The organism is Candidatus Obscuribacterales bacterium (genome assembly GCA_036703605.1).
Taxonomy (GTDB): Bacteria; Cyanobacteriota; Cyanobacteriia; order RECH01; family RECH01; genus RECH01.
Genome location: DATNRH010001058.1, coordinates 1 through 7,230, shown reverse-complemented (window position 1 = coordinate 7,230; position 7,230 = coordinate 1). Strand labels below are relative to the sequence as shown.

The window sequence follows — 7,230 nt, the reverse complement described above, 5'->3', positions numbered from 1 at the left end:
AGAGCTATGGGTGTGCGATCGCGATGAGCAGACGGTGTACTGCATGGATCGGGCCACGGGAGAGCTGCAGTTCAGTGTCTTGACTCCCTACAGTTCTCCCACAGCGATCGCCTTCCATACGGCTGCCAGTGGTGAATCGATCTGCTACGTGGCCTACGCCAGCGAAGAACCCTATATCCGAGACGATCCCAACTCCCCCGATCCCCACCAATTGGCCTTCCGCGATCGCACCTTTATCCATCCTCTGCATTTTTACTACAACCCCGATCAGCGCTACGCCTTGTCCAATGGCTACTTGATCGAAATGTTCTACGTGGAAGAAATCAGCGCCCTAGAAGCGGTGAAGTTACCCAACCTAGAATGGCGTATTGCCCTACCCGCCGAAACTCTGCGTCAGCGGGTACGCCATGTAGAACCCGTGGGGCTTCCTTTCACCGAAGAGGTGCAGAACGGTCAGCGGGTAGCGGTGTTTCGGTTTCCAGCCTTCGAGTCCCAAACGGTACATATTTTTGGCTGGAAAGCCTTGATTGAGGTGCGCGGCATCAAGTATCGCCTGACGCCCAGCGATGTGGAATCGGCTCCCCCATTGCCCAGCGACTTCCAAACCCAGTATTTGGTGGATGATGACGACCTGGCTATGGAAACGCCCATCATCCAAGCCGCTGCCCGAGAAGCGATCGGTCGGGAAACCAATATCCTGCGCCAGGCCCTGCGTATTCGCGACTATGTCTACGATCGCCTCTCCTACGGCATCAAGCCCCATATTGACACCCCCGATATTGCCCTCGATCGCGGCGTGGGCTCCTGTGGAGAATATGTGGGCGTGCTGCTGGCCCTCTTTCGTCTGAATGGCATTGCCTGCCGCACCGTCGGCCGCTACAAATGTCCCCAACCCTGCGATCGCCAACAGGTGCCCCTCCAGCCCGACTTCAACCATGTGTGGCTAGAGTTCTTCATCCCTGACTATGGCTGGGTACCCATGGAATCCAACGTCGATGATACGATCGAGGGTGGCCCCTACCCCACGCGGTTCTTCATGGGTCTGCCCTGGTACCACGCCGAAATTAGCAAAGGTATTTCCTTTGAAAAGCTTCGCGCGCCAGACCTGCCTGAGGATTTGTCCATCGGTCAGCTAGCCATCAACCACGTGCGGTTTATGATTTTGGGCGAGCTGCCACCGCCCAGTGCTTCATCGTCCCTACCTAGCTCCTGAGCAGCCCTCCTGATTCCCTACCCGGCATTGTGGACGTCTACACGGTCTGGTTCACAAGGTAGGTAGGGAACCGGACCTCTCGCCCTTCTCTTCCTAGGACAAAACCTTGAGAAGTAAAGCTTGCCTTGCCCAGAGGTTGGAGGCTATTCTATCGCTGATTGACCACGCTCTCACCCTACCTCTGAACGGCTGTTCCCCATGAACTATTGGCTCATGAAGTCCGAACCGGATGTCTACGGCATCGATCGCCTGGCCGCAGACACCACCACCCTATGGGATGGAGTGCGTAATTATCAAGCCCGCAACTTCCTGCGCGAGATGCAGGTGGGCGATGTCGTCTTTTTCTACCATTCCAACACCAAGCCACCGGGCATTGTGGGGCTGATGGAGGTGACGGAGTCGGGTGTTGTCGATCCCACCCAGTTTGATCCCCAAAGCCACTACTATGATGCCAAGTCAACTCCGGCGGCACCGCGTTGGCAAACCGTGCGGGTGGCTTTTGTCCGTAAGTTCACGGATATAATAACCCTAGATCATCTGCGTGATACTTTTAGCCCTGACGATTTATGGGTCGTGCGTCGGGGTAATCGCCTATCAGTTATTCCGGTACCAGGGGCGATCGCCGAGAAGATTCTAGAAATGGCTCAATCTGACTAAAGCGATAGTTCATCGTCTGTCACCCGCCTGTCACCTGTTGATTACCCAGAGCAATCCCAGGAATCAAGGTGGTTAGGTTATGCTAGGGCTACTCTCCTATAGCCCTAGACTAGGTTAGTTAGCATAACGTCTGCTCGTGGTGAACCTTGGGGAAAGATCCGAGTTTATACGGAGTGTTGGCTAGGCTGATTGAGCATCTACAACGAACAGCTTCAGGCGGGCATAGCGTGACTGAACCGTTACGACAGGCGTAGGAGACCTGTGCCGGGGTTGCCAGATCTAGCAAGCAGCCCATGGTTTTGGTGCTGATGAGTCTGTTCGGTGTTTGACGCCCACTAGAGATATAGGTTGCGATCGCCCTCATGTCTAGTCTTGCTCGTTCTGGTCTTGGCTCTGCTGTCATCAACAAGCTATCGCTGCGCACCTTACTGATCACGGCCTTTGTGGTGCAAATCTCCACGGCGGTTGGTCTGATTGGCTGGCTGGTGATTCGCAATGGCCAACGTTCGGTGGATGTGCTCACCATGCAGTTGAGCACCGAGATTACAGCTCGCATTGATCAGCATGTGCAGGCTTACCTCGATGTACCCCAGCAGTTTAACCACATTAACCAAGCTGCGGTTGAGGCGGGTTATTTACCCACCGACGACATCGAGCAACTCTATCGCTATTTTTGGCAACAGATTCAAGTCGATCGCCACCTTAGTAGTATCTACTTGGGTACGGCGGAGGGCGAGTTTGTGGGGGTGCAGCACCGAGAAACGGGAGAAACGCTGCTGTGGCTGAAGCAGGCCGGGGGCGATCGCCAAAACCTAGCCCTAGACAAATCTGGCAACGTGACTGGATTACTGTCTACCCTGGAGTATGATCCGCGATCGCGCCCTTGGTACAAGGCTGTGGAGCTGGCCCGTGGCCCGGCCTGGAGTCCTATTTACCGGTTTGCCTCCACAGACTATGCCCACTTGGGGATCACGGCCGCCATGCCCCTCTACGATGCGGAGAACCAGCTCACGGGCGTTCTGGCTATTGACATCACGCTGTCTCAGATCAGCGATTTTTTGCAGACGCTCAATATTAGTCCCACGGGCGAAGCGTTTATTATTGAGCGTTCGGGTGCGATCGTGGCCAGCTCCATTGAAGAATCTCCCTTTGTGGAAACCGACAGCGGCTACGATCGGCTGAATGCTGTGGATAGCCAGTCGCCAGTTATTCAAGCTACCGCGCAGCATTTAATCGATCGCTTTGGCAGTCTTGACCAAATCAGCGATCGCCAACAGGTAGCTTTTCTCTTAAACGGACAGCGGCAGCGGGTGGAAGTTGCTCCGTTGACCGATAGCTATGGCTTGAACTGGCTAACGGTGGTGGTGATTCCCGAAGCCGATTTTATGGCTCGCATCGACGCCAGCACCCGCGCCACCCTGATCCTCTGTGGGGGATTACTGCTGATATCCGTGGGAATCGGCGTTGCTGTGGCTCGCTGGTTGGCAAGTCCCATCCAGCAACTCAGCCAAACCGCTCAGCGGCTGGCCGAAGGCGACTGGGAGCAGCCCCTGCCCCAAAGCACCTATGGATCCGTGCGCGAAACGGCGGATTTGGCCGCTGCCTTTAACCAAATGGCGATTCAACTGCGTCAATCGTTCCAAGACTTAGAAGCCAAAAACCGGGATTTACAAGACTTAGATCGGCTGAAGGATGAATTTTTAGCCAATACCTCCCACGAATTGCGCACGCCGTTGAATGGCATTATTGGCCTTTCAGAATCCTTAATCGACGGCGTGACTGGACCCCTGCCCCCAGCCACGATCGCCAACTTAGAGATGATTGCCAGCAGTGGGCGTCGCCTCTCAACCTTGGTGAACGACCTTTTAGATTTCTCCCAGGTACAAGATCAGCGCTTTCAGCTCCAAGGGCAACCCCTTTCCCTGCGTACGGTTGTCGAACCGGTGGTGCGGTTATGTGAGGCGATGATTGGCGATCGCAATCTCCAGCTTCGGGTGGCGATCGCTCCAGACTTGCCCCCCATTTTTGCTGATGAATATCGCCTGCAGCAAATTTTGTATAACCTGATTGGCAATGCCCTTAAGTTTACCGAGCAGGGATGGGTCGAGGTTTCGGCCCAAGTGGAATCGTCGCCAGAGTCGTCCCAGCCATGGATGCTGGTGTCTGTCACCGATACGGGAATTGGCATCCCCAGCGATCGCCAAGCGCAGATTTTCCAACCCTTCACCCAGGCGGATGGATCGACCTCTCGCCACTATGGCGGTACAGGGCTGGGGCTAGCCGTCACCCAAGCGTTGGTGGAGCTGCATGGCGGGCGCATAACGGTGATCTCGGAGGTGGGTAAGGGATCGCAATTCACGTTTACGATGCCGCTGGCATCCGAGATCAGCAATGTAACCCATACAGCCGATAGCCATACTAGTATCCCAACCCAACCTCTCTTCGATGCCAAGCCCCTCAGACCCTCGCTGCCTGTGTTGAGTACGATGGCCGGCGACCTTGCCACCTGCCCTCTTCCCCACCCTAGCCATTCCAAAATCTTGTTGGTAGATGACGAACCTGTGAACCTGCAAGTGTTGGCTAACTACCTCAGTCTGGAAGCCTATGACGTGATGCAGTCGTCGAGCGGGGTGGAAGCGCTTACCTGGATCGAGCAGGGTCTGAAGCCCGATCTGATCGTGCTTGATGTGATGATGCCCCAGATGTCTGGCTATGAATTTTGCCAACGGTTGCGCGATCGCTATTCGGCGGGTGAGCTGCCGGTGTTGATGCTAACAGCCCGCCATCAGGTTGATGATCTCGTGGAGGGATTAACGGCAGGAGCTAATGATTATCTACGTAAACCCGTTGCCAAGCGTGAATTCTTAGCGCGGATTAAAACTCACCTAGAACTTACCAAAACCAATAGTGCCTACGCTCGTTTTGTACCCCACGAATTCCTACAGCTTCTTGGGCATGAAACGATTGTAAACGTTGGCTTAGGCGACCAGGTGCAGGCCGCGATGACCATCATGTTTGCTGATATTCGCTCCTTTACCCAATTGTCAGAAGCCATGACTCCCGAGGAAAGTTTTAACTTCCTCAATACTTATCTGAGTCGAGTAGGCCCGGTTGTTCGCCAGCACCATGGCTTTATCGATAAGTATATCGGTGATGCAGTGATGGCCCTGTTTCCCAACCAGGCAGATGATGCTATTCAGGCAGCGATCGCCATGCAGCACCAGGTACAGGCCTATAATCAAGAGCGCGCCCAGCAAGGTATCGCCCCGATCGCCATCGGCATTGGTATGCACACCGGCGACTTAATTTTGGGAACTATTGGTGAACAAGAACGGATGGAAAGTACTGTTATTGCTGATGCTGTGAACTTAGCATCGCGGCTAGAGCGATTAACTAAACTCTATGGGTCCAGCATCCTTGTGAGTGCTGCTACCTTAAAGGGAATTGCTAACACAACGATCTACCAGTATCGCTTTCTGGATCGGGTGCAGGTGCGAGGTAAGAAAGAACATGTTTCTGTCTGGGAGTTTTTTGGGGGCGATATGTCCAAAAGCGTGGAGCTTAAGACTAAGACTCAGACGCAATTTGAGCAAGCGGTCTGTCTGTACCATGACCAGTCGTTTGAAGCTGCTCAGGCAGAATTTGAAGCGATCGCTGCCATGAATCCCATGGATACCGCCGCCCACTTGTATATCAAGCGCTGTCAGCGCTATCAACGCCATGGGGCACCTGAGCTGTGGGATCAGTTTAGCCCGTAGCTCGACTAGGTCTGCAGCCGCCTCAGAGATCTGCTAGGGTATAATTTCAACCGATGGGAGGGTCGCTTTCACGTCTACATCAGAAGATAGTCTGGTTTAGATAAGAAAAAGCGTTTAGAGTTGTGTCAACCCATCATCCATACGTAGAGGTCGTTATGAAGCGTCGTTGGTTTATATCTCAATTACTTGGTGTGAGCTTAGGAGCAGCGAGCCTTGTGGCAACGGCCTGTTCTTCAACTCCTGCTTCCACTACCCAAACGAGTTCTGTTCCCACTACCCAAACGAGTCCTACTCCAGCACAACAAAGTTTGGCAGAACCTGAACTCATCGTTTTTCGCAGTCCGACCTGTGGCTGCTGCGGGCAGTGGATTGATCATATGGAAGCCGCTGGGTTTCGTGTGGAAGACCATGTGACGGATGATATGACGGCTATCAAACAGCAGCATGGTGTTCCCGACAACCTATCGTCCTGCCACACAGCTCTGGTTGATGGCTACGTGATTGAAGGTCATGTGCCAGCTTCCGATGTCCAACGATTGCTCAGGGAACAGCCGGATGTTGTTGGCATTGCAGTTCCAGGGATGCCCATCGGCTCGCCCGGCATGGAGATGGGCGATGAGGTCGAACCTTATACAGTGATGGCTTTTACCCAGACGGGGGAAACAATGACCTTTGCTGAACATCTGTGATCCTGACCATGCGTGCTGCTGAGTCGAAAGGCTAGCCAACGGGAAGGCGATCGCTCCCGGATAGAAATGAGGAGCGATCGCTAACCGGTCGCAGCTTAGATATTAATCCGTAAATACATCCGGGCCATCGTCTTCGGAATGTACTGTTCCAGAGCTTTCAATCAACTCCCGGGCTTTCTCAGGGTTGGCATAGCAGAGGTCTAGTACCTCCCACTTACTCATGCCCCAGCGATGCCCATAATACTCACACTGAGACAAAATACGCTCATGGCTTTGCCGGAGATACATTGCTAGCGCCGCACTCGCCTGGCTCGAAACCTTGCGGCCCAAAAAAGCAGACAACGCCGTCAGCAACTTCATTTCATACTCGGGAGGCGTATTGATGTGGATTCGCTTGCGTTCATTCGGTGCGGGCATAGATTCCTCATCCTTAATTATATGTGCTCTTTCATTCTCCATTGCTGAAGGTGTTTTTGACGTCTAAACAGCAACTTGGCAGCCAATATGCCGGGATAAACCGTTCATTGGCTGCCAAGTTTTTTGTCAATCTTAATCAACGATCCATCCTATCGCCAGCAGATTCCAGGATAGGCAAAAGGCTTGTCCTGTAGGCATCACAGCTCTAGAAGCTGCTGAACGGTGGAAGCACCATCGGCAGAATAATGCCTAATAGAATGGCTCCAATGCCAGCAATTAACGACCAAAAGCGATGGTAGCTGTCAATGACCTTGCCGCCGCTGCTAAAGCGAATTAAGTCCATCCAGGGTGCAACGCCTCGGCGAAACCATCCCAAGGTGCTGCCACTGCTGCCTATGAGCTTCTCTACTTGGCTAGCGCCAAAGAGGAAATTACCAATAGGGCCAAACCGAGATGAGTAGCGCAGGAAGAGCATTCCTGTACTGTCTTGCAGCTT

6 protein-coding genes are annotated in these 7,230 nt (G+C 53.5%); 4 read left to right on the top strand and 2 right to left on the bottom strand.

The features are described from left to right. The 4 genes from V6D20_21530 to V6D20_21515 form a co-directional block, all read left to right on the top strand. On the top strand, positions 1–1,213 hold a 1,213-nt coding region (locus tag V6D20_21530), incomplete at its 5' end, for a transglutaminase family protein (protein HEY9818364.1). 198 nt (positions 1,214–1,411) lie between these two features. After that, positions 1,412–1,870: an EVE domain-containing protein gene (locus V6D20_21525; protein HEY9818363.1), complete on the top strand. Its 459-nt coding sequence runs from the start codon at positions 1,412–1,414 to the stop codon at positions 1,868–1,870. Positions 1,871–2,232: 362 nt separating this feature from the next. After that, positions 2,233–5,628, top strand: a complete 3,396-nt coding sequence (locus V6D20_21520; GenBank protein HEY9818362.1) for an ATP-binding protein — start codon at positions 2,233–2,235, stop codon at positions 5,626–5,628. A 155-nt stretch (positions 5,629–5,783) separates the two neighbouring features. Then, positions 5,784–6,317, top strand: coding sequence for a DUF411 domain-containing protein (locus V6D20_21515; GenBank protein ID HEY9818361.1), 534 nt, complete (start codon positions 5,784–5,786; stop codon positions 6,315–6,317). Positions 6,318–6,419: 102 nt separating this feature from the next. On the opposite strand, the gene V6D20_21510 is transcribed toward V6D20_21515, so the two are convergent. Both V6D20_21510 and V6D20_21505 read right to left on the bottom strand, forming a co-directional pair. Beyond that, entirely contained in the window at positions 6,420–6,734 is a 315-nt protein-coding gene (locus V6D20_21510; protein ID HEY9818360.1) for a hypothetical protein, read from the bottom strand. Between the two features lie 205 nt (positions 6,735–6,939). Then, a partial coding sequence (locus V6D20_21505) for a hypothetical protein (GenBank protein HEY9818359.1) occupies positions 6,940–7,230 on the bottom strand: 291 nt, incomplete at its 5' end.